The following is a 19,959-nucleotide window of genomic DNA, read 5'->3' on the forward strand; positions in this document are numbered from 1 at the left end:
TGTCTCGGTCGACCGCCGGGGTGCTGGCCCGCCTTGGTCAGATCCCGAACGCCCCGCCCTCGACGAGGATCACCACTCCCAGCACGATCAACACGACCGGTAGGACGACGTCCCCCCAGCGCGCCATCAGCCGGGCGATGGCTGGGCGGGTGGCGAGGTACCAGCCCAGCGCGCAGCAGGCCGCGACGCCGACCAGGAACACGACCACGTAGGTGACCATCCCCGCGACGCCGGCGACGGCGAACACGGGGATGTAGACGCCGATGTTGTCGCCGCCGTTGGCGAACGTCACCGCCGCGACGGTCAACACACCCAGTTGCGAGGGACCCGCCGCGTCGTCGTCATCGTCGCCCCGGGAACGCCAGGCCTCCCACGCGGCGTAGATCCCGAGTAGCAGCGGCAGCAGACCCAGATAGGCGATCGACGATTCGGGGAGCAGCCGGGCACCCAGCGCCGCCACGACCGACCCCGCGAGTATCGCGACGAAACCGAGATACTGGCCGACCACGACGGCGGTCGTCGCGGCCCGGTGGCCGGCCGCGCGGCCGAAGAACAGGGCGAGGATGACGACGTCGTCGACGTTCGTGGCGACGAAGACCGCCACCGCCTGGCCGACGGTGCCCAGCCCCGTCACGGGAGAATGCTAGCGGCTCTGGAAGATCTGCTGATGCGCCGCGACGCTGAACGTCATTCCGTGGTCGGTGTCGTGGCCGTCTACTCGGACGCCCCGGCCGCAGACAGGACAGCTCGCGGCGGTGTTCGGCGGCGGGTCGCCTGCCAGTTCCCGTCCGCTTCCGCTGCACAGGTGATTCATTCGTGGTCCTCGACAATCTTCTCGGTCGTTGGGTGCCACGAATCTCATACCCGCGGGAGCCGCGCCTACTCCAGCGCCTTGCGCATGTCGGCAAGGATCCGCGCGAGGATGCGGGAGACCTGCATCTGCGACGTGCCGATCTTCTCGGCGATCTGACTCTGCGTCATCGAGTCGAAGAAGCGCATCTGAAGGACATCGCGGTCGCGGTCGCACAGCGCAGCCAGCAGCGGCCGGATCGCCTCCCGGTCGGTGACGTACTCGATGCGTTCGTCGACCTCGCCCACGATGTCGGCCACCATGCGCGGCCGCACACCGTCACTGCCGATCGGGGCATCCAGCGAGCGCAGCTGATAGGCGTCGGCGGAGATCAGGCACTCCACGATCTGCTCCCGATCCGCGCCGAGGTAGTCGGCCAGCTCGCTCGGCGTGGGCGCATGCCCCAGCTCCTGCATCAGCGAGCTGGTCGCGCGGGTGATCTGCACGTGCAGATCGCGAATGCGACGAGGCACGTGCATGGTCCAGGCGTGATCGCGAAAGTGCCTGCGCACCTCGCCCATCATCGTGGGAATCGCGAATGCGACGAACGACGAACCGCGGGTCGGGTCGAAGCGCTCGACGGCGTTGAGCAGTCCCACCCTGGCCACCTGGACGAGGTCGTCGAGCGCCTCCCCTCGCCTGTCGAAGTGCAGCGCCACGTGGTCGGCCATCGGCATGCAGCGCCGGATGATGCGTTCGCGTTGACGGCGGTACTCGTGGCTGCCGACCGTCATGTCATGCAGTGCGTGGAACATGTCGATGACGTCGAGGTACTCGTCGGTCGACCTGGATCGGGTGGGCCTGACGGGCTGGGTGACGGTTGCGGGGACGTCGATGTCGAGTTGAACGGTGGTGGCCGCGGTGGTCAGCGTGCTTGTCATGGGGAGAAGGACTCCCTTCTCGGGCGTACAGCGCGGACGCTGTAGCCGTTCGCCTAGCGAATCGGATGTGTCAGCGATGCCGGGCTGTCGCGCAATTCGGATCCTCGACGGCTCGATGGCTGCGTTCGGCAATCCGGCGGCTGATGTGCCCCGCTTGTACCTAAACGGTGAAAGGTCAAAATCGACCTTGCAATAAGGTACGTCGCTCAAGCGCCCTCGTCGCCCCGTCGCGCTGCATCGTTCGTTTGGCGGATCGACTTGCGCCGACTACTCGAACGTCTCGATAGATTCGGTGTCGGGCGTGGGTGATCGCATCGCCACGAGCAGCGCGTCGAGCACGGTCTCGGTGGCAATCAGGTCGTGCTCCGAGACCTCGGCCAGAGCGCGCGCATAACGCGCCTGGATGGGCTCGAAGTAGGACCGGCACAGTTCGAACCCCTGTTGGGAGAAGCGAAGTATGACCTTGCGGCGATCCGACGGGTCGGCGTCGCGCCGGACGAGGCCCGCCTTGACGAGCCGGTCGATGATGTAGGTGATCGCACCCGCGGAGACGTTGAGCCGGCTGCGCAGGTCGCTCGCCGCCAGCGGGGTGCCGTCGGCCTCGGAGGCCACGACGTGTAGGAGAGCGCGAAAGTCGCTGGGCGACAGCCGATGCGCCATGGCGAAGCCGTGGGCGATGCGGTCGGACTCGGTGAGCAGGGCGCGCAAGCTGTGGACGATGTCGCGAATCATCGCGGCGCGGACGTCCTCTGCGTGCCCAGGTCGGCTCACCGTCGACGCACCTCCCCGGCAGGCCATGCCGTGGCTGCGGTCGACGGGGCGTTCACCTCGGCGCAGGTACCCGTTCGCCGAGACCTCATGCGCTCGATTTCACTCGTGCGTTTGATGGCCCTTCGCGACGCACAGCGGACGACGGCGAACCACCGGTCGACGACGATGGGCTCCAACGAGTCGCGTTTCGCCGAGGCGGGCGGGGGAAGCCCTCAGTGGAGCACGCTCGCGGAAAGGATCGGCAACCATGTCCCTCGGCACGAACGACGTCGAAAAGCGTTGGCACGACCCACGTGCGCTGCGCGCAGCGACAATGTATGCCGTGGCGATCGTGGCACTGGCGGCAGCGGCCTTCGCGATCTACGTGGTGGTCGACAGGAACAACGTCTGGTGGGCGGTGTCCGCGCCGGCAGTGTTGTTCATCGGCGCGCTGGGAGCATTCGCCAAGACCTATCGCGACTGGCAGCGCAACCGCACCTGGCCGATCTGGCAGGGCGCCGGGTGGTTCCTCGCGACACTCGCGTTGCTGGCCCTCGGCATCCCGGCGATGGGCGCCAACGGCTGAGGATCACCCGGCGCGCAACGTGAGTCCGATGCCTGCCGTGTCGACGTGGCGGCCGGCCTCCACGTCCTCGAGCAGCCGATCTGCGAACGCGACGACGCCGGAAACATCGACGTCATGAGGAGCGTAGGAACGGTCCAGGGCGTCCCGGCCACGCCGGAGGAGGGCCTGCGCGCCACTCGGATTGCCGCGTTGCACGTGGGTGACGCCGACCGCCACCTGGGCCAGACCCCGCCAGAGCCATCGCTCGTCGGGCGGGCAGGTCTTCCACACCGCCTCGAAGACCTCGTGGGCGTGGAAGAAACTTCCGTCGTCGATGAGGTCCTGCGCTTGCCGGAGCGCTTCGGCGGGCGTGAACGTGGCGTCGTCGGGAACGCGCGGCACCCCGGCGGCACCCCGTGGAAGTGGCCGGCCCAACGCGTCGCGCGGCCGGGCGTTGCGCGCCCGGCCCGTCTCGTCGCGATCCCGCGCCCGGTCGTCGCGCGTGGTGTCGGAGGTATCCGCGGCCATCGACCCGATTCTGCCCCTGCCGACGCTCAGTCAGTCGGTTCGGCGCCTTCGGGGATGCTGACGTCCGGGGTGTCGGTGTCAGTGTCGACGTCGTCGCCCGCCGTGGGGGTGCCGGTCTCACCCTCGTCGGGTTCGTCGGTGTTGTCGTAGATTCCCTGGCCGCCTGGCATGGCACGTCCTTCTTCGCTCGGTGAGCGGTTCGATCCAGCAGTCGAGGGCCGCACTGCCCGTCGAACGTTCCCAGTCGAGTTGCCCGGCCGGTCGGGCGCCAAACCGAGACGTTGCGACGTGGATTGACAGAGTCAAGTTCGTCTAGCTAGACATATGACACGATCTGCGCTTTTCGTAACGGAGCGTGGGCTGTGAGTGATCGGGGGGCCGGGTGGCTCGCAAGCATGGGCCGGTGGCTGGACGCCCTGCCGCCGGACGGTCGGGCGTCGCGCGCCTCATCCGCGCGCTCGCCCTTCCCGTCGTACTGGGCTGGCTGGCGCTGACCGTCATCACGAACGTCGTCGTCCCGCAGCTCGAGGAGGTCGGCGAGGCGCACACGGTTTCGCTGAACGCCAAGGACGCGCCGTCGATGGTGTCGATGCAGAAGATCGGCGCCAACTTCGAGGAGTTCGACTCCGACAGCAACGCGATGGTGATCCTGGAGGGCGACAAGCCGCTCGGCGCCGAAGCCCATCGCTACTACGACGAACTCGTTGCCAAACTCCAGGCCGACACCGTCCACGTCGAGCACGTCGCCGACTTCTGGAGCGACCCGCTGACGGCGTCCGGCTCCCAGAGCAACGACGGCTTGTCCGCCTACGTCCAGGTCTATCTGCGCGGCAACATGGGCGAGACGCTCGCCAACGAATCGGTCGCCGCGGTCCGTGACGCCATCGAGGCCACGCCCGCTCCACCCGGGATCCGCGCGTACGTCACCGGCGGCGCACCTCTGACCGCCGACCAGCACCACGCGGGCGACCGGAGCATCGTGATGGTCACGATCATCACGCTCGTCGTGATCGCGGTCATGCTGCTGTTCGTCTACCGGTCCATTGCCACCATGCTGCTCATCCTGTTCATGGTGTTCCTCGAACTCGGGGCGTCGCGCGGCATCGTGGCCGTGCTGAGCTACTACGAGATCATCGGGCTGTCCACGTTCGCGACGAGCCTGCTCACCCTCATGGTGATCGCCGCCGGGACCGACTACGCGATCTTCGCCATCGGCCGGTACCAGGAGGCCCGGGGCACCGGGGAATCGCGAGAAGACGCCTACTACACCATGTTCGGGGGCACGGCCCACGTCGTGCTCGGCTCGGGGATGACCATCGCGGGCGCGATGCTCTGCCTGTCGTTCACGCGGCTGCCGTACTTCCAGACCATGGGGGTGCCGTGCGCGGTAGGCACCCTGGTAGCGGTGCTGGCCGCGCTGACGTTGGGTCCCGCGGTGATCGCGCTGGGCAGCCGTGTCGGCCTGTTCGAACCCAAGCGCACCATCCGGTCGCGTGGCTGGCGCCGCGTGGGCACCGTGGTCGTGCGGTGGCCGGGCCCCGTCCTGGTCGCCACGATCGCGCTGGCCCTCGTCGGCCTGCTCGCGCTGCCCGGCTACGAGACCAACTACGACAACCGCGTCTACCTCCCGGCCGACATGCCCGCCAACGTCGGCTACGCGGTGGCCGACAAGCACTTCGACACTGCCCGGATGAACCCCGAACTGCTGATGGTCGAAAGCGATCACGACCTGCGCAACTCCGCCGACTTCCTCGTCATCGACAAGATCGCCAAGGCGATCTACCACGTCGAGGGCATTGCCCGGGTGCAGACGATCACGCGGCCCGAGGGCAAGCCGATCGAGCACACCTCGATCCCGTTCCTGCTCAGCATGCAGAGCACCACCCAGAAGCTCAACGAGAAGTACAACGCCGACCGCTCGGCCGACATGCTCAAGCAGGCCGACGACATGCAGACCACGATCGACACGCTGACCGAGATGTCGAGCCTGACCGCCCAGATGGCCGACGTGACCCACGAGATGGTCGCCAAGGTCAACGGCATGGTCGTCGACATCGCCGAATTGCGCGACGACATCGCCAACTTCGACGACTTCTTCCGCCCGATCCGCAACTACTTCTACTGGGAACCGCACTGCTACGACATCCCGGTCTGCTGGTCGATCAGGTCGGTGTTCGACACGCTCGACGGCATCAACACCCTGACCGACGACATCCAGCTGCTGGTCCCCGAGCTGGAGAAGCTCGACACGTTGTTGCCTCAACTCGTCGCGCTGCTGCCGTCGCAGATCGAGACCATGAAGTCGATGAAGACGATGATGCTGACCCAGTACGCCACCCAGAAGGGCATGCAGGACCAGCAGACGGCGAGTTCGGAGAATTCGACGGCCATGGGCGACGCCTTCGACGCCGCGCGCAACGACGACTCGTTCTACCTGCCGCCAGAGATCTTCGACAACGAGGACTTCAAGCGGGGCATCAAGAACTTCATCTCCCCGGACGGCAGGTCCGTGCGGTTCATCATCAGCCACGAGGGCGACCCGGCGACGCCCGAAGGCATCTCGCACATCGACGCGATCAAGACCGCGGCCAAGGAGGCGATCAAGGGCACTCCGCTGGAGGGCTCCACCGTCTACCTCGGCGGCACCGCGGCCACCTACAAGGACATGCGCGACGGTTCGGCCTACGACCTCCTGATCGCGGGCATCTCTGCCGTGACGCTGATCTCCATCATCATGCTGCTCATCACGCGCAGCGTGGTCGCCGCCGCGGTGATCGTCGGGACGGTGCTCCTCTCGCTCGGCGCCTCGTTCGGCCTGTCCGTGCTGCTCTGGCAGCACCTGTTGGGCCTCGAGCTGCACTGGATGGTGCTGGCGATGTCCGTGATCCTGCTGCTGGCGGTGGGATCGGACTACAACCTGCTGCTGGTGTCGCGGTTCAAGGAAGAGATCAGCGGCGGGCTCAAGACCGGCATCATCCGCGCGATGGCGGGCACCGGGTCGGTGGTGACGTCGGCCGGTCTGGTGTTCGCGGCCACGATGGCCACCTTCGCGTTCAGCGAGCTGCGCGTGATGGGGCAGGTCGGCACCACGATCGCGCTGGGTCTGCTGTTCGACACGCTGATCGTGCGGTCGTTCATGACCCCGGCCATCGCGGCGCTGCTCGGCCGATGGTTCTGGTGGCCCAAGATGGTCCGGACCCGCGGCCTCGCGCATCGGCCGCCGCCGGCGGATTCGGAGACGGCACCGGCCCCGGCGGGGGTCTGAGGACTTTCGTCACCAGCGTCGATGGCCATCGACTGCACCGGTTCCGGCGGCGACCCTGTATTTTGGCTTTCGCCCGCGTCCGTCGAGAAATGGTTGGCGAGGGGCTTCGGGGGTAGCCGTCGGCGGCATGCCGTTGCTCTGACGTTGCCGTGGTGTTGACAATGCGCCGTACGACAAGCGCCCCCTAGAACACTGCAGTGGTGTTGGCGGGTGACGTTCCCCCGCCGGCCTCGAGAAAGGCGAACCATGTCGGGCCAGTACCCAGACGTCGTCATCACCGGTGTCGCTGCCACCACGGCACTCACCACCGACGCCGAGTCCACCTGGGCCGCGCTGCTCGAGGGTCGCAGCGGAATCCGCCAGTTGTCTGCCCCCAACCTGGAGGGTCTCGACCTGCCGTCGCGTGCCGGCGGTCAGATGCTCGAGGACTTCGAGAGCGAGCTGAGTCGCGTCGAGCTGCGGCGGCTGTCCTGGCTGCAGCGGATGGCGCTGATCCTGAGCCGCAGGGCGTGGGCGAGCGCCGGATCGCCCGAGGTCGACACCGCGCGCCTCGGCGTGACGGTCGGTACCGGCCTCGGCAGCACCGAGGACATCATCGTGGCGTACCACCAGATGCAGGAGCGGGGCCTGAAGGCCGTGTCACCGCTGGCCGTCCAGATGTTCATGCCGAATGGTGCTGCCGCGGCGGTCGGACTGGACCAGAAGGCGCGCGCCGGTGTCACGGCGCCGCTCACCGGTGACGCGTCCGGCGCTGCCGCCATCGCCGAGGCGTGGCGCGGCATCGTGTTCGGCGACGCCGACATCATCATCTGTGGCGGGGTCGAGTTGCGCATCGAGGGCGTGCCGCTGGCGGCGTACGGCCAGATCGACGGCGTGCTGGCCCCCGGTGACGACGATCCGGCCGGGGCCTGTCGCCCCTTCGACAGGGACCGCAGGGGCATGGTGCTCGGCGAAGGCGGCGCGATGCTGGTCATGGAGACCGAGGCGCACGCCAAGGCGCGTGGAGCGACGGTGCTGGCGCGGGTGCTCGGGGCCGCGGTGTCCTCCGACGGCTACGACCCGTTCCTGCCCGACCCCGGCGCCGAGCAGGAGACGTACGCGATCAACCGCACGCTCGAGCGCGCGGGTCTGTCGCCCACCGACGTCGACCACGTCAACGCCCATGCCACGGGCACGGTGTGCGGCGACCAAGCCGAGGCCATCGCCCTGAACAAGGTGTTCGGCGGCCACCATCCCGCCGTGTACGCGCCGAAGGCGGCTCTCGGCCACTCCTTCGGGGCGGCGGGTGCGATCGAGGCGGTGCTCACCGTCCTCGCCCTGCGCGACGGCGTCGTGCCGCCGACGCTCAACCTCAGGCACCTCGACGACGAGATGGACCTCGACGTCGTCACGGGTGAGGCCCGCCGCGGCGACTTCCGCCACGCGGTCACCAACAGCTTCGGCTTCGGCGGCCACAACGTGTCGATCGCGTTCGGAAAAGCCTGAGCCTCAGCAGATCTGGATGACCTCAGCGGTCCCGAATGACGTAGACCACCGGGTCGTCCTCGGGAACGGGGTCGAACGCTCGGCACTCACACTGCCGATAGGGGTGATCGTCGTCCTCGTCGAACACCTCGCCGCAGTCGAGGCACGCGCGGCACGTGCCGAACAGCGAATGCTCGGGATGGGTGTGGCCGCAGGTGCAGCGGTCGTACAGACCGCGACTCATCGGGTACCACCGTCAACCGCCACGACGCACCAGCATCGCAGCACGGCGGCGCAGAACCCAATCGGTCCGAGCCGTCAGGCTCCCACTGCCTCCTCGAGCGCGGTCAGCGAGTCCTCGAGATGGCCGAGGAGGCGCTGCATGTGCGGCACGCTGCTCCTTGCGCCGACGAGGCCGAAGTCGAGGTTGTCGGCGTTGTTGGTCAACGTGATGTTGAGCGCCTGGCCGTCCAGGGCGATCGAGAACGGGTAGTTGCCGTCGAGGCGGGCGCCGTTCATGTACATCGGTTCGCGTGCGCCCGGCACGTTCGAGATCACGATGTTGAACGGCGGCGGCGCCGACGAGACGAAGCCGGGTAGCAGGCCCAGTGCGAGTCCGGACATGACGAACGCCGAGAGCGCGAGCGCCTGGGTGCGCGGCAGTTCGTTGAACACCTGCTTGTTCTCGCGCGTCGACGTGCTGATGATCTCCAGTCGCTTGCCTGGATCGGCGACGTCGGTGGCGAGGCTGCACAGCATCGCCCCGGTCAGGTTGCCGCCCGCGTCCTGCTCGTCCTCACCGCGCAGGCTGACCGGAACCATGGCGATCAGGGGAGTGTCGGGCAGCGCGTCCTGTTCGGTGAGGTACGCCCGCAGCGCGCCTGCGCACATGGCGAGCACGACGTCGTTGACCGTGGTCCCCGCCGCCGTCTTCACGTTGCGCAACCGGGCCAGGGGCCACGACTGCGCGGCCACCCGGCGCGCACCGCCGATCGGCACGTTGAACATCGTCTTCGGTGCGCGAAAGGGCAGCGTGAGCTGCTGCTCGAGCAGCGCGGCACGTGCCAGCGACAGCGTGGTCGGCGCGAGGGAGAGTGCCGAACCCGCGACGCCGGTGAGCTGCTGGAGCGCCGACCGCGAGGGCGCGTCCTCGGCATTGCGCCGCCTCGAGCCGAGCGTCCAGGCGATGCGGGTCTCGCGATCGTCGGGATCGGGGGTCAGCGCGCGCATCAGCAGCCGCTGGGCCGACACCCCGTCGATGAGCGCGTGGTGGAACTTCACGTAGATGGCGAAGCGGCCGTCGGCGAGACCTTCGATGAGATGCGTCTCCCACAGCGGGCGGTGGCGGTCCAGCAGCGTGCCGTGCAGGCGCGACGTCAGCTCGAGGAGCTCGCGCACCCGGCCGGGACGGGGGAGCGCCGAACGCCGCAGGTGGTAGTCGACGTCGATGTCGTCGTCGACGGCCCACGTCAGGTTCGAGATGCCGCCAAGCAGGGTGCCCGGATGCTTGCGGAACGTGGGCTGGAAGTCACCCGTCCCGGCCATCACCGCGTGCAGTTCGCGGACGAAGTCTGGGCCGGCGTCGGCTGGCGGCTCGAACAGTTGCAAACCGGCGACGTGCATCGGATGCTCGCGTGATTCGCCAAGGAGGAACATCGAATCTGTCGGCGAGATGAGCTTCATGGGCGTGACGTTACCCACACTCGCCGCCTCCCATCCGCGGACACCACGATTGGCGGACGGAAAGGTTACCGATCGGTAAGGTGGGGGTCCGAGGAAGCGGAGACCTGATGACAGAACAGAAGTTCATCGACATCCATGGCGAACGCATCGCCTACTACGACGAAGGTCGGGGCGAGGTCCTACTGCTCGTCCACGGCATGGCCGGAAGTTCCCAGTCATGGCGTGAACTGCTGCCGAAGCTGGCGCAGCGGTACCGGGTGATCGCCCCCGACCTGCTCGGCCACGGACAGTCGGCGAAGCCGAGGACCGACTACTCGCTCGGCGCGTTCGCCGTGGGCCTGCGCGACTTGCTCGACGAACTCGGCGTCTCGTCGGCGACCGTCGTCGGTCATTCGCTCGGCGGCGGCATCGCGATGCAGTTCCTCTACCAGCACCCCGACTACTGCCGACGGCTGGTGCTCATCAGCAGTGGCGGCCTCGGCCCCGACGTGGGTTTGATACTGCGGTTGCTCTCGGCGCCGGGTGCGGAGCTGATCATGCCGATCATCGCGCCGACACCGGTTCTGCGAGTGGGCAATTCGGTCAAGTCGTGGCTGACGTCGATGGGTCTGCGCTCACCGCGTGGCGCAGAGATCTGGAGTGCGTACTCGTCGTTCGCGGATCCCGCCACCCGCGAGTCGTTCCTGCGGACGCTGCGGTCGGTCGTCGACTACCGCGGCCAGTCGGTCAGCGCCCTGAACCGGCTGAAGCTGAAGTCCGATCTGCCGACGCTGGCGATCTGGGGTGAGGACGACACGATCATTCCCGTCGACCACGCGTACTCCGCACTCGAGGCGCGGCCAGACTGTCACCTCGAGGTGATGCCCGGGGTGGGGCACTTCGCCCACGTCGAGGCGCCCTACGAGGTGTTCCGTCTGATCGACGAGTTCATCACCGCGACGAGCGATTCCCCTACTCACCCAGTGCTCGAGGAGCACTAGCCCCGCGAATGCGTCAGCCGAGTCCGGTGGCGAAGTGCTCCGCGACGACGGCGGCTGCCAGCGGGTAGTCCCGCAGCACTTCGCCGACGAGTCCGCTCAGTTCGACCACGGAGGCCGGGTCGGCGCCACGGCCGCGCAGTAGGTCGTCGATCCAGGCAGAGGTCTCAGACACCGGCCGCGGGTCCGCGGTCAGCACCGCGGCTGCCACGGCGTGCAGCGTCTGGTTGAGCACGTCGACGACCTCGTCGTCGGCCAGGTTGACCGAACCGGTGCCGCTCGCGGCGACCGACCATCGTCGGCGCAGCTGGTCGACCATCCTGCGGTGGTCGAGTTCGAGCGCCGACTGCTCGGCGAGCGCCTCTGCGGGCAGCGCCGGTGCGGGCGCGACCACCGCGGGCAGCTCCCGCATCGCTCGGATGGCATCGTGCGCGTCGCGCGCCCACGCGGTGGCGCCGAGGGCACGCGCACGCGCGTCGTCGGGGCCGAATGCGGGCCCACCGACCAGGATCGGCACTCCCGCAGCGGTACTCGCCTCGATGAAGCGGCGTGACGTCGGCAGGGAGCCGAGTACCGAACAACTCACGGCGACGGCCTCGGGGCCCAGCTCCTGCAGGTGCCGGTTCAGGCGCATCGGGCTGGTCGATGCGCCGAGGAGCGTGGTGTCCCAGCCGTCTGCCCGCAGCGCGCAGTCGATGATCATGGCGGGCAGGGCATGCCATTCCTTCTCCGCGCATGCGATGAGCGCGCCGCCACGCGTCGGTGGGACCCGACGGACGTGTGCGGCGACCACCCTGGTGGCCGAGACGGCGAGCGCGGTGGCCGCATGTTCCTGGGCGACGGTCCACTCACCGCGCTGCCAGCGGGCGCCGACCTCGCGCTGCGACGCGGCGATGACGTCGGTGAGGACGGTGACCGGATACTCGCCTGCGGCCAGCATCCGGTCGATGACCGCGGCCACGGTGTTGGCGTCGCCCGAGGCGATGGCGTCGTCGTAGGCGGAGGCGAGGGCGAGGTCGCTCACGAACTCAACCCCCGCACGTCACCGCGAGCAGGGCGATGTCGTCGTGGGCGCGGCTGTCGAGGTGCTCGATGACGCTGCGCTCGATGGCCTCGCAAACCACCTCGGGTGCGGCGCCGGCGTAGGCAGGGAGTAGTCGGAGCAGTCGTTCGACGCCGTACATGCCGTCGGCGCCGAACGCCTCGTCGATCCCGTCGGTGAACATCAGCAGGGTGTCGTTCGGCCGAAGTTCGATCTCGACCGATGCGTACTCGACGCGCGGGATCATGCCCACCGCGGTGCCGAAAACGTCGACCTGTTCCACTCGGCCGTTGGCACGCAACACGATTGGCGGGGGATGACCGGCGGACGCGAGTTCCACCGTGATCCGGCCGTCGCCCGAGCGGCGCAGCCGAGCGCACACCACGGTGACGAACTTGTCGGTGCCCGTCTCGTGCAGCACCGTGTTGAGCGCGCCGAGCAGTGCGGTGGGCCTGCGGTCGAACAGGCACGCGGTGCGGATGCTCTGCCGGGCGCGGCCGGTGACGGCTGCGGCCTCCACGCCCTTGCCGCTGACGTCGCCGAGTGCCAGCAGCCAGTCGTCGCCGGAGCCGTGGACGTCGTAGAAGTCGCCGCCGATGTCGAGGTGTTCGGCCGCGGGCCGGTACAGCGCTGCCAGGCGCACGCCGTCGATGTCCGGCAGCGACGGTGGACGCAGACCCCGCTGCAGCGTGCTGGCGATGCGCGAGCTGTCCTCGTAGAGGCGAGCCGAGTCCAGCGCCAGCGCCGCCCGCTCGCTGACCTGCTCGGCGAGGGCGACGTCGTGGGCGTCGAACCCGCGGCCCTGACCGCGGACCAGGATCAAGGCGCCGACGGTCGTACCTCGCGCCGTGAGCCCCAGGCCGACCACGTCGGCCGGGCGCAGTGCGGCGGCCTCGGCCGACAGTCGCGGGTGGGGTATCAGCGCCGCGAGTCCGTCGCCGACGACCGGGGTCTCGAAGTCGCCGAGTTCGACGTGCAGGAGTTCGGTCCTTCCGGAACGCATGACCCGGCCCAGCGCTTGGTCGTACACCTGGGCCATCGGCACGACATCGCTGAAGCCGTGACCCGCGCCGCCGAGCACGTGCAGGCCGCCGGTCGTGCTGTCGGGGACGATGACGACCGCCCAGTCGGCGAGACCGGGAGTGATGAGGGTCAACAGGCGGATGGCCGTGCGACGGAGGTTCAGCGATCCGGCGAGGCCGGTGCCGACCTGCTCGAGGAGTTCGGCGCGATCGAGCGTCGGGCCCGGGGCCGCAGGCCCGCACAGGTCGACAGCTTGATCGGTAATGGTCTGCTTGGGCAGCATGCCCACCAGCTTCCCTGCCCCATTGGGGCGTCTTGCCGACGTCGGTATGGCTACCGGTCGGCGATCGAAGTGGTGTCAGCGTCCAGACGCGGGGGGAACCGTGTCCGCCCCGGCGACGACACCGCAGGCTGCACTCTCAACCTTGATCATGAATTTACCACTGTGTGAGTTCCATCCACCGTGACGAAACGTCATCGCGGAGTCAAATACGGGCGTATGAGCCGACCATTCGCGGGTATGGACGGGTTCATGAGCAAGACCGCACTACTGGTGATCGACATGTTGAACGACTACGACCATCGCGACGGCGACGCACTCGCCGCCAACGTCGGAGAGATCGTCGACCCCCTGGCCACGCTGATCGACGAGGCGCGGTCACGCGACGACGTCGACCTCATCTACGTCAACGACAACAGGGGAGACTTCACCGCGGACCGCGGTGACCTGATCCGGACCGCGCTCGACGGCAAGCGACCGGATCTCATCAAACCGATTGTGCCGGGCGACGAATGCACCTTCCTGACCAAGGTGCGCCACAGCGCGTTCTACGCGACCGCGCTCGACTACCTGCTCGGACGCCTCGAGACCAAGCGCGTCGTACTCACCGGCCAGGTGACCGAACAGTGCATCCTCTACACCGCCCTCGACGGCTATCTGCGTCACCTCGACGTGGTCGTGCCACCCGACGCGGTCGCCCACATCATCCCCGAACTCGGTGAAGCCGCGCTGGCCATGATGGAACGCAACATGGGCGCTGAGGTGAAACCGTCCGTTCAATGCCTGTGACAGTGGGTAATACGACCTCATGAGCAAAGACGACAAGGAATTCAAGAAGGGCGACCACGTCGAGTGGAGCAGCCATGGCAGCACCGCCGAGGGGACCGTCGAGGAGAAGATCACCGAGGACACGAAGGCGGCCAAGCGCACGGTGCGGGCGAGCCCCGACGATCCGCAGTATCGGGTGCGTAGCGAGAAGAGCGGCAACGATGCCGTGCACAAGCCCGACGCGCTGCGCAAGAGCAACGGATAGGTCCCTGCGGTGCGGCTACGGCGCAGCGTCGTCACCGGCCCGGGTTACGGAAGGGTGCGACGCGGCAAGGGTTTCTCCTACGTCGGTACCGACGGTTTGCCGCTGACCGACGAGGCGGCGCTGGCCCGCATCAGGGACCTGGTCATCCCGCCGGCCTGGAAGAAGGTGTGGATCAGTCCGTACGCCAACGGGCACATTCAGGCGGTCGGCACCGATGCCGCCGGGCGACGCCAATACCTGTATCACCAGAGGTGGCAGGAGGAGCGGGCCGAGGAGAAGTTCGACCGCGTCCTCGGCATGTCGAAGACGTTGCCGCAGTGGCGGATCAAGGTCGCCGAGGACCTCCGACGCAAGGGTCTGGACCGAGACCGCGTGCTGGCGATCGCGCTGCACCTGCTGGACCGCGGGTACTTCCGGGCAGGCGGCGAGCAGTATGCGGAGGAGAACGAGTCCTACGGCATCGCGACGCTGCTGTGCGAACACGTGACGGTCCGCAAGAACGCAGTGTCGTTCGACTACCCGGCCAAGAGCGGGGTGCGGCGGATGCTCGAGATCGAGGACCCGCAGGTGGTGCGGTCCATCCGGTCGCTACTGCGGCGCCAACACGACGGCAACCGCCTTCTGGTGTGCCGCACCATGTCCGGGTGGGCGGACCTGCATGCCGAGGACCTGAACGCCCGCTTCAAGGATATGGTCGGGTCCGACTACAGCGTGAAGGACCTGCGTACCTGGCATGGCACTGTGCTCGCGGCGGAGGCGTTCGTCGACGCCGATCCGCCGGTGTCCAAGAAGGTGGTCAAGCGCGTCGAATCGCATGTCTTCAAGGAAGTCTCCGAAGGGCTCGGTAACACGCCTGCCGTCGCCCGGGCGTCCTACGTCGATCCGCGGGTGGTGACGGCCTACGAGCAGGGCCTCACGATCAAGGCGTCGGCCCGTCGTGCAGAACGCACCGACGACCCGGCCGAACGGCAGGCGATCGTGGAGAAGGCCACCCGCAACCTCATCGCCCGCGTCGCAAAGGGGTGAGCCGAAGAGAGCTATTCGGTCTTCGCGCGCGCCTCGGCGCCGCTCTCGCCGGCATCGAAGTCGTCGTCGGCGAACGTGCGGCCGACGTAGTCACCATCGTCGCCGTTGCTCGCCCGCGTCGAGGCCACGTGATCGTCGGCCTGCACGTCTGATTCGCTCTGCTCCGGGTCTCGTCCGGCCATGTGTCCTCCTGTTGGTGGTGCATCAGCGTTACCCCGGTTCACGGCCTCGCAACCCACGTCATGTCCTCGTCAGATTCCGCGACGGAACGATTGGGTAGATGATCGATCATGAGTAGTGACAGGGAGCAGTTGACCGCCCTGGCGCTGGTGTGCAGCCTCAAACCCAGCCCGGCACCATCAAGCAGTGAACTCATCGCCCAGCACGTGTTCTCGCACCTACGCGAGGCAGGCGTCGAATGCGAGTCGGTGCGCTGCGTCGACTACGCGATCGCCCCGGGGGTCGAGGCCGACATGGGCGACGGCGACGAGTGGCCCACGATCCGGCAGAAGATCCTCGCCGCCGACATCCTGGTGTTCAGCACCCCGATCTGGGTGGGCCATCCGTCCAGCATCGCCCAGCGGGTCATCGAACGCCTCGACGCCGAGCTGTCCAGCAAGGACGACGCGGGACGGCCGATCCTCGCGGGCAAGGTCGCGGTGGTGAGCGTCGTCGGCAACGAGGACGGCGCGCACAAGGTCGCCGCCGACGTCTTCCAGGCGCTCAACGACGTCGGCTACACCATTCCGGCGCAGGCGAACACCTACTGGACGGGTCCGGCGATGGGTTCGACCGACTATGGCGATCTCGACGAGGTGCCCGAGGCGGTGGCCTCGACGACCGCGACGGTGGCCCGCAACGCGGTGCACCTGGCCAAGGTGTTGGCCGCTGTCGATTACCCGGCCTATGAGTAAAGGGGTGAGGCGACCAGCCTCACCGCTGCAGGGGGTCACGCTGCGCCACGCCGTCGTCGTCATTCCCGCCCACGACGAGGCGAGCCGACTCCGAGGGTGCGTGCAATCGGTGCTCGACGCCGCAGCGCATCTGCCGTTCGAGACGTCGGTGGTCGTCGTGCTCGATGCCTGCACCGATGGCTCGGCCGAACTGGCCCAGTCGTTCGGCGCTGCCGTGCACGCGGTGGAGGTAAACCTGCGCAACGTCGGGGCCGCGCGCGCAGCGGGATTCGACTACGCGAAGTCGCTCCCGACGGCGGCGTCGGACGACGAGGTCTGGTACGCGACCACCGACGCCGACAGCAGGGTCGATCCCGACTGGCTGATCCGGCAGATCGGGTCGGGCGCGGACGTCGTGCTCGGCGTCGTGCGAGTACCCAACTGGCGCAACACGTCCACCGTCGCCATCCGCCGCTACCTGTCCTCCTACCAGACCAAGTACCGGCCCGACGGACGCGGGCATCGGCACGTCCATGGAGCGAACATGGGTTTCCGGGCAGCCACCTACTGGCAGACGGGCGGTTTCGCCACCCTGGCCAACGACGAGGACGTCGACCTGGTCAACCGGTTCCGAGCGGCCGGGGTTCGCATCGACAGTGACCGCCGCATCTCCGTGTCGACGTCTGCACGCCCCGTCGGCAGGGCGCCGCGCGGGTTCGCCGCGCACCTGCGGTCGGTCGCCACCGGCGTCACGACGGAACGAACGTGACCCACGATCGCCTCCGCCAGTGGCTGGACGCTGGCGAACTCGACCTGCCACTGCCGGGTCACGGGCGCACCCTGGACCGCTGGACGGCACTGGCCAGGCTGACCGAAGTCGACGTCACCGCGGGCCGACTCGCCGAGGCGCACTGCGACGCTGCCGCGATCCTCGCGGAGTGCAACGGCGCACCCCCGACGGTCGGTCAACTGTGGGGCGTGTGGGCGGCCGAGCCACCGGACGCCGTCGTGACGGCCCACCACGCCGACCGGGTGGTCCTCGATGGGACGAAGGCGTGGTGCTCGGGTGCGGGTCTGTGCACCCACGCGCTCGTCACCGCGCGCCGCGCCGACGGATCTCGCGGGCTGTACGCGGTCGACCTGGCCGACCCTGGGGTGTCCATACTGCCGTCGACTTGGCAGAACGTCGGGATGCGGGACAGCGACACCGGACCGGTCCACTTCGCGTCGGCGGCTGCGGTGGAGGTCGGCGCCCCTGGCGAGTATCTGACGCGACATGGCTTCTGGCACGGCGCGATCGGCGTGGCTGCGTGTTGGCTTGGTGGCGCCCGCGCCGTCGCTGCTCCGCTCTATCGCGCGGTGTCGCACGCCGCGCAAAACTCGTCGGCGGCACCGGCCGATCCGCACGCCCAGGCCCATCTCGGTGCCGTGGACGGGGCGCTCGCGGCAGCGGAGGCGACGGTGGCGGCAGCGGCACGCGCCATCGATTCGGACCCCTGCGATCCCGACGCCGAACTGATCGCCCGCCGGGTGCGGGCAGTGGTAGAGCACGCGGTCGACGAGGCGATCACCCGCACGGGCCGCGCACTCGGACCGAAGCCGCTCGCGATGGACGCCGCGCACGCACAGCGGGTCGCCGACCTCACCATGTACGTGCGCCAGAGCCACGCCGAGCGCGACCTCGCAGCGCTCGGCCGACTGGCCGCACGGTGAGCGCCGACGTGGGCAACCAGTCGAGGTTCGCAGCGTGCCCGATCGCCGACGGTGGCACGTCGTCCGCGGCGTGGCTCGACTGGCTGCCGGGGTCTCCGACGCTGGACTTCTCGACGTGCTCGTCGCTCACCGTCGTCGCAGCGCACCCCGACGACGAGACCTACGGCTTCGGCGGGGCCGCGGCTGCGCTGCGCGACCGGGGCGTCGACGTCCAATTGATCTCGGTCACCGATGGCGGTGGCGCCTTCGCCGATTGGTCGCCCGCTCGGCGCGCGGGCCTCGAGGCGGCCAGGAGGGGCGAACTCCGGCGGGCAGCGGACGCTCTCGGCATCGACGACGTCGTCGAATTGGGCCTACCCGACGGAGAACTCGAGTCCCACGAGAGTGCGCTGACCGAATCGCTCGTCGGTCTGCTGACGGGCCGACCGCCGGGCTCGTGGTGCGCGGCGACGTGGCGGGGCGACGGCCATCCGGACCACGAGGCGGTCGGTCGCGCTGCCGCCGCGGCATGCGCTCGAACCTCCGTGCGGTTGCTCGAGTACCCGATCTGGATGTGGCACTGGGCGGAACCCGCGGACGCCGCGGTGCCCTGGTCGCGCATGCAGCGCGTCGTCGTCGACGCGAGCGCAGCGGCACGCAAGGAGTCGGCGGCCGCGCAGTTCCATTCGCAGACGGTGCCACCCGCCGGCGGCGGCGGGGCGGTACTGCCGCCGGACGTCGTGGATCGGCTGATGCGAGTCGGAGAGGTCGTGTTCGTGTGACCGGTCGCCTGTCGGACCAGTACTTCGACGAGATCTACGCTGCCGCAGCAGATCCCTGGAGCCTTGGGGAGCGCTGGTACGAGCAACGCAAGTACGCGATCACGCTGGCGATGCTGCCTTCACCCCGCTACGAGCACGCCTTCGAGCCGGGATGCTCGGTGGGCGTGCTCACCGACTCGCTGGCCGCGCGGTGCGCCAAGGTCACGGCAACCGACGTCTCGGCTGTCGCCCTCGACGCCACCCGAGCACGGCTCGAACGCAGTGGGACGACTGAACGGGTCGACCTGTTGCGGTTGTCACTCGACGAACGTTGGCCGCTCGACGGCACCGATCTCGTCGTGATCTCGGAGGTGGCCTACTACTTCGAGGCGTCCGCGCTGCGGGACGTCCTGGTTCGCGAGTGCCCGCGACTCGACGGCGGTACGACCATCGTCGCGGCGCACTGGCGCCATGCCGTGGCCGACTACCCGATGAGCGGTGACGAGGCCAACGAGGTGATCGCCGCGACGCCGGGTCTGTACCGCATGGCCGGGTACCGGGACGACGACGTGGTCATCGACGTGTTCACGGTGGGTGCGTCGGCCTCGGTGGCTGCGCGGACCGATGTCCCCGGGGCGGGTTAGGCGTGGATGAGCGTGTGCATCGGGTTCGGCTTCGACGCCACCAGTGCGTCGACCACCGAACTCACCGTCCGCAGGGCTCCGTGCGGATCGCAGATTCGCAGCACCCGCCGCACCTCGGGTCCGGCCACCAGCACGGACGTCGCGTGACGCTTGGCGCTCGCCGCGATGATCCGGTTGACCGCCCACAGCCCTTCGGTACCGAAGAACGTCAATTCGCGTAGGTCCACGATCAGCGTCGAATGTGGGTCGTCGATCGCCGCGACGTGGTCGACGAGCTGGCGCGCATTCGCGGCGTCGAGTTCGCCCGCGGCGTCGACCAGCAGCGTCGAGGGGTCGAGACGCTCATCGCGAATGCAGATGGCGCCGGGGCGAAGAGTTGCGGCCAGGGGGGCCGCCAGTGCTACCGACATTCGAGAACTCCATCAGTCGAGGGTTCGTACTGAAGTTCACGTCACGTTCTGCGGTTGAGAGCCGTCGCCGGAGGATTCGCGCCGGATGACGATGACGTTCGGCTGTGCACTCAACCTGGTGTGACCAGGTTAATACGGAATCCGTCGTCATCGCAATGGCGACGAATTTTCTGCGAATACGCAGTTGAGACC

At 68.4% G+C, this 19,959-nt stretch carries 23 protein-coding genes; 12 read left to right on the forward strand and 11 right to left on the reverse strand.

All coding sequences use genetic code 11. The features are described 5' to 3' along the window. Positions 1-37: 37 nt before the first annotated feature. The 3 genes from LOK44_RS08610 to LOK44_RS08620 form a co-directional block, all read right to left on the reverse strand. Positions 38-634 carry a cadmium resistance transporter gene (locus tag LOK44_RS08610; RefSeq protein WP_237569555.1) on the reverse strand — a complete coding sequence of 199 codons (597 nt, stop codon included), beginning with the start codon at positions 632-634 and terminating at the stop codon, positions 38-40. A 245-nt stretch (positions 635-879) separates the two neighbouring features. After that, positions 880-1,731 carry a SigB/SigF/SigG family RNA polymerase sigma factor gene (locus LOK44_RS08615; RefSeq protein WP_283817757.1) on the reverse strand — a complete coding sequence of 284 codons (852 nt, stop codon included), beginning with the start codon at positions 1,729-1,731 and terminating at the stop codon, positions 880-882. Between the two features lie 267 nt (positions 1,732-1,998). Continuing rightward, positions 1,999-2,502: a MarR family winged helix-turn-helix transcriptional regulator gene (locus LOK44_RS08620; RefSeq protein ID WP_237569556.1), complete on the reverse strand. Its 504-nt coding sequence runs from the start codon at positions 2,500-2,502 to the stop codon at positions 1,999-2,001. Positions 2,503-2,749: 247 nt separating this feature from the next. On the opposite strand from LOK44_RS08620, the gene LOK44_RS08625 reads away from it, so the two are divergent. Then, on the forward strand, positions 2,750-3,067 hold the full coding sequence (locus tag LOK44_RS08625; protein WP_237569557.1) for a hypothetical protein: 318 nt from the start codon (positions 2,750-2,752) through the stop codon (positions 3,065-3,067). A gap of 3 nt (positions 3,068-3,070) precedes the next feature. Here the strand turns inward: LOK44_RS08625 and LOK44_RS08630 are convergent, their stop codons facing one another. Together LOK44_RS08630 and LOK44_RS08635 are read right to left on the reverse strand one after the other, a co-directional pair. Next, positions 3,071-3,574, reverse strand: a complete 504-nt coding sequence (locus LOK44_RS08630; RefSeq protein ID WP_237569558.1) for a DUF309 domain-containing protein — start codon at positions 3,572-3,574, stop codon at positions 3,071-3,073. Between the two features lie 26 nt (positions 3,575-3,600). Beyond that, entirely contained in the window at positions 3,601-3,744 is a 144-nt protein-coding gene (locus LOK44_RS08635) for a hypothetical protein (RefSeq protein ID WP_237569559.1), read from the reverse strand. Positions 3,745-3,977: 233 nt separating this feature from the next. Here LOK44_RS08635 and LOK44_RS08640 point away from each other — a divergent pair, with 233 nt between their 5' ends. Beyond that, positions 3,978-6,839: an MMPL/RND family transporter gene (locus LOK44_RS08640; RefSeq protein ID WP_237569560.1), complete on the forward strand. Its 2,862-nt coding sequence runs from the start codon at positions 3,978-3,980 to the stop codon at positions 6,837-6,839. Positions 6,840-7,085: 246 nt separating this feature from the next. Then, positions 7,086-8,324: a KasA/KasB family beta-ketoacyl-ACP synthase gene (locus tag LOK44_RS08645; protein WP_237569561.1), complete on the forward strand. Its 1,239-nt coding sequence runs from the start codon at positions 7,086-7,088 to the stop codon at positions 8,322-8,324. 22 nt (positions 8,325-8,346) lie between these two features. On the opposite strand, the gene LOK44_RS08650 is transcribed toward LOK44_RS08645, so the two are convergent. After that, positions 8,347-8,547 carry a hypothetical protein gene (locus LOK44_RS08650; RefSeq protein ID WP_237569562.1) on the reverse strand — a complete coding sequence of 67 codons (201 nt, stop codon included), beginning with the start codon at positions 8,545-8,547 and terminating at the stop codon, positions 8,347-8,349. Between the two features lie 74 nt (positions 8,548-8,621). Beyond that, positions 8,622-9,986: a WS/DGAT/MGAT family O-acyltransferase gene (locus tag LOK44_RS08655; RefSeq protein ID WP_237569563.1), complete on the reverse strand. Its 1,365-nt coding sequence runs from the start codon at positions 9,984-9,986 to the stop codon at positions 8,622-8,624. Between the two features lie 107 nt (positions 9,987-10,093). Between LOK44_RS08655 and LOK44_RS08660 the strand changes: the two genes are divergently transcribed. After that, entirely contained in the window at positions 10,094-10,966 is an 873-nt protein-coding gene (locus LOK44_RS08660) for an alpha/beta fold hydrolase (protein WP_237569564.1), read from the forward strand. 13 nt (positions 10,967-10,979) lie between these two features. Here the strand turns inward: LOK44_RS08660 and LOK44_RS08665 are convergent, their stop codons facing one another. Further along, positions 10,980-11,987 (reverse strand): cobalamin B12-binding domain-containing protein, encoded by a 1,008-nt coding sequence (locus LOK44_RS08665; protein WP_237569565.1) that lies wholly within the window; start codon positions 11,985-11,987, stop codon positions 10,980-10,982. Positions 11,988-11,991: 4 nt separating this feature from the next. Next, positions 11,992-13,311, reverse strand: coding sequence for a PP2C family protein-serine/threonine phosphatase (locus tag LOK44_RS08670; protein WP_237569566.1), 1,320 nt, complete (start codon positions 13,309-13,311; stop codon positions 11,992-11,994). A gap of 249 nt (positions 13,312-13,560) precedes the next feature. Between LOK44_RS08670 and LOK44_RS08675 the strand changes: the two genes are divergently transcribed. The 3 genes from LOK44_RS08675 to LOK44_RS08685 are packed head-to-tail and all read left to right on the forward strand — an operon-like array spanning position 13,561 to position 15,367. Continuing rightward, the gene (locus LOK44_RS08675) at positions 13,561-14,097 is read left to right on the forward strand and encodes a cysteine hydrolase family protein (RefSeq protein WP_237569567.1); all 537 of its coding nucleotides are present in this window, start codon (positions 13,561-13,563) and stop codon (positions 14,095-14,097) included. Positions 14,098-14,116: 19 nt separating this feature from the next. Continuing rightward, the gene (locus LOK44_RS08680) at positions 14,117-14,341 is read left to right on the forward strand and encodes a hypervirulence associated TUDOR domain-containing protein (RefSeq protein ID WP_237569568.1); all 225 of its coding nucleotides are present in this window, start codon (positions 14,117-14,119) and stop codon (positions 14,339-14,341) included. 9 nt (positions 14,342-14,350) lie between these two features. Then, a complete protein-coding gene (locus LOK44_RS08685) occupies positions 14,351-15,367 on the forward strand; it encodes a DNA topoisomerase IB (RefSeq protein WP_237569569.1) in 1,017 nt (338 codons plus the stop codon). Between the two features lie 11 nt (positions 15,368-15,378). Here LOK44_RS08685 and LOK44_RS08690 read toward each other — a convergent pair whose 3' ends face one another. Beyond that, entirely contained in the window at positions 15,379-15,549 is a 171-nt protein-coding gene (locus LOK44_RS08690) for a hypothetical protein (RefSeq protein ID WP_237569570.1), read from the reverse strand. Between the two features lie 108 nt (positions 15,550-15,657). Here LOK44_RS08690 and LOK44_RS08695 point away from each other — a divergent pair, with 108 nt between their 5' ends. Genes LOK44_RS08695 through LOK44_RS08715 form a run of 5 tightly spaced genes read left to right on the forward strand, consistent with a single transcriptional unit; the run spans position 15,658 to position 19,357 of the window. After that, a complete protein-coding gene (locus LOK44_RS08695) occupies positions 15,658-16,281 on the forward strand; it encodes a flavodoxin family protein (protein WP_237569571.1) in 624 nt (207 codons plus the stop codon). Between the two features lie 4 nt (positions 16,282-16,285). After that, entirely contained in the window at positions 16,286-17,029 is a 744-nt protein-coding gene (locus LOK44_RS08700; RefSeq protein ID WP_237569572.1) for a glycosyltransferase family 2 protein, read from the forward strand. Then, positions 17,026-17,973: an acyl-CoA dehydrogenase family protein gene (locus tag LOK44_RS08705; RefSeq protein ID WP_237569573.1), complete on the forward strand. Its 948-nt coding sequence runs from the start codon at positions 17,026-17,028 to the stop codon at positions 17,971-17,973. Before LOK44_RS08700 ends, LOK44_RS08705 begins: the two co-directional genes overlap by 4 nt. After that, positions 17,970-18,734: a PIG-L deacetylase family protein gene (locus tag LOK44_RS08710; protein WP_237569574.1), complete on the forward strand. Its 765-nt coding sequence runs from the start codon at positions 17,970-17,972 to the stop codon at positions 18,732-18,734. The genes LOK44_RS08705 and LOK44_RS08710 overlap by 4 nt, the downstream gene beginning before the upstream one ends. Next, positions 18,731-19,357 carry an SAM-dependent methyltransferase gene (locus LOK44_RS08715; protein WP_237569575.1) on the forward strand — a complete coding sequence of 209 codons (627 nt, stop codon included), beginning with the start codon at positions 18,731-18,733 and terminating at the stop codon, positions 19,355-19,357. The genes LOK44_RS08710 and LOK44_RS08715 overlap by 4 nt, the downstream gene beginning before the upstream one ends. Here the strand turns inward: LOK44_RS08715 and LOK44_RS08720 are convergent. Then, positions 19,354-19,767, reverse strand: coding sequence for an STAS domain-containing protein (locus LOK44_RS08720; protein ID WP_237569576.1), 414 nt, complete (start codon positions 19,765-19,767; stop codon positions 19,354-19,356). The two genes, LOK44_RS08715 and LOK44_RS08720, sit on opposite strands and share 4 nt — an antisense overlap. Positions 19,768-19,959 lie beyond the last annotated feature (192 nt).

The organism is Mycolicibacterium lacusdiani (assembly GCF_021916785.1).
GTDB lineage: Bacteria > Actinomycetota > Actinomycetes > Mycobacteriales > Mycobacteriaceae > Mycobacterium > Mycobacterium lacusdiani.

Bases quoted from the DNA above. Each gene is read 5' to 3' on its own strand.
- LOK44_RS08615 (WP_283817757.1), bottom strand. From the start codon at position 1,731: ATGACAAGCACGCTGACCACCGCGGCCACCACCGTTCAACTCGACATC.
- LOK44_RS08625 (WP_237569557.1), top strand. From the start codon at position 2,750: ATGTCCCTCGGCACGAACGACGTCGAAAAGCGTTGGCACGACCCACGT.
- LOK44_RS08630 (WP_237569558.1), bottom strand. From the start codon at position 3,574: ATGGCCGCGGATACCTCCGACACCACGCGCGACGACCGGGCGCGGGAT.
- LOK44_RS08635 (WP_237569559.1), bottom strand. From the start codon at position 3,744: ATGCCAGGCGGCCAGGGAATCTACGACAACACCGACGAACCCGACGAG.
- LOK44_RS08645 (WP_237569561.1), top strand. From the start codon at position 7,086: ATGTCGGGCCAGTACCCAGACGTCGTCATCACCGGTGTCGCTGCCACC.
- LOK44_RS08650 (WP_237569562.1), bottom strand. From the start codon at position 8,547: ATGAGTCGCGGTCTGTACGACCGCTGCACCTGCGGCCACACCCATCCC.
- LOK44_RS08655 (WP_237569563.1), bottom strand. From the start codon at position 9,986: ATGAAGCTCATCTCGCCGACAGATTCGATGTTCCTCCTTGGCGAATCA.
- LOK44_RS08660 (WP_237569564.1), top strand. From the start codon at position 10,094: ATGACAGAACAGAAGTTCATCGACATCCATGGCGAACGCATCGCCTAC.
- LOK44_RS08670 (WP_237569566.1), bottom strand. From the start codon at position 13,311: ATGCTGCCCAAGCAGACCATTACCGATCAAGCTGTCGACCTGTGCGGG.
- LOK44_RS08675 (WP_237569567.1), top strand. From the start codon at position 13,561: ATGAGCAAGACCGCACTACTGGTGATCGACATGTTGAACGACTACGAC.
- LOK44_RS08680 (WP_237569568.1), top strand. From the start codon at position 14,117: ATGAGCAAAGACGACAAGGAATTCAAGAAGGGCGACCACGTCGAGTGG.
- LOK44_RS08690 (WP_237569570.1), bottom strand. From the start codon at position 15,549: ATGGCCGGACGAGACCCGGAGCAGAGCGAATCAGACGTGCAGGCCGAC.
- LOK44_RS08695 (WP_237569571.1), top strand. From the start codon at position 15,658: ATGAGTAGTGACAGGGAGCAGTTGACCGCCCTGGCGCTGGTGTGCAGC.
- LOK44_RS08720 (WP_237569576.1), bottom strand. From the start codon at position 19,767: ATGTCGGTAGCACTGGCGGCCCCCCTGGCCGCAACTCTTCGCCCCGGC.